Origin of the sequence: Luteimonas sp. 8-5, assembly GCF_029763755.1 — a bacterium.
Taxonomy (GTDB): domain Bacteria; phylum Pseudomonadota; class Gammaproteobacteria; order Xanthomonadales; family Xanthomonadaceae; genus Cognatiluteimonas.
Genome location: NZ_JARUVM010000180.1, coordinates 1 through 877 on the forward strand (window position 1 = coordinate 1; position 877 = coordinate 877).

Annotated in this window: 1 protein-coding gene and 1 pseudogene; both read right to left on the reverse strand. The window is 73.5% G+C overall.

The features are described from left to right. Window positions 1-314, reverse strand: a pseudogene (locus QAA18_RS12805) (pantothenate kinase); the annotation flags it as partial. Next, a partial coding sequence (locus QAA18_RS12810) for a biotin--[acetyl-CoA-carboxylase] ligase (protein WP_279413477.1) occupies window positions 311-877 on the reverse strand: 567 nt, incomplete at its 5' end. The gene QAA18_RS12810 and the pseudogene QAA18_RS12805, both read right to left, overlap by 4 nt.

An 877-nucleotide genomic window follows, 5' to 3' on the forward strand; every position in this document is an offset into this window, starting at 1 on the left:
TCGACGCCGAGGCGTTCGGGTTGCGCATAGGCGATGCGCAGCCCGTCCAGCGTTGCCAGGGTGCGCGCTTGCGAGACCTGCGCGCCACGCGCGGCGAGCGCGCCCACCAACCGGGCGCACAGATCCGGGGCCGCGACCGCCGCCACGCAGGCCGCGTCCAGCTCCCGGGGCAAGCGCGCGTCCCAGCCCGATGCGAAGGCAGTGCCGTCGTGCTCGATCGCGACGATGTCGCCGATGCCACCGTCGCGGAGCGGCGCGAACTTCAGGCGGCTGTTGCCCAGGTCGAACAGCCAGGTGTTTGCGGCGGCGCTCAAACTGGCCTCACGCTGACTTCGCCGGCGTGCACCACGCGCTCGCCACCGTCGATGCGTACACGCAGGCCACCGTCGGCGGCCAGGCCAGACACTGCACCGACGTGGTCGCCATCGTGCGCGTGCACCATCACTTCGCGGCCGGCGAGCGCATCGAGCGGCGCATACCGCTCCAGGAACGGTGCCAGGCCGACCTCGTCGAACAGCTCCAGGGCCGGCAGCCAGTGCGACAGCAGCGCCGCGGCCACTGCATTGCGCGATGGCGCCTGCCCGCCGGCGAGGCTAGCCAGATCGGTCCAGGGTTGGCCGATGTCCGCGGCCGTGCTGGCGGGCATGGCCACGTTGAGGCCCAGGCCAATCACCGCTCGCGCGGGCCCGCCTGCTTCGCCGCCGCCCTCGACCAGCAATCCGCCGAGCTTGCGCAGGCCGCGCGCGCCACCGCCCTCGGCCACCACCAGGTCGTTGGGCCACTTCAGCCGCACCGCCTCGAATCCCAGCGCGTGCAGCGCCTCCGCGCTGGCGACCCCCGCAACCAGGCTCAGCCCGGGCAAGCGTGCCAGGCCGCC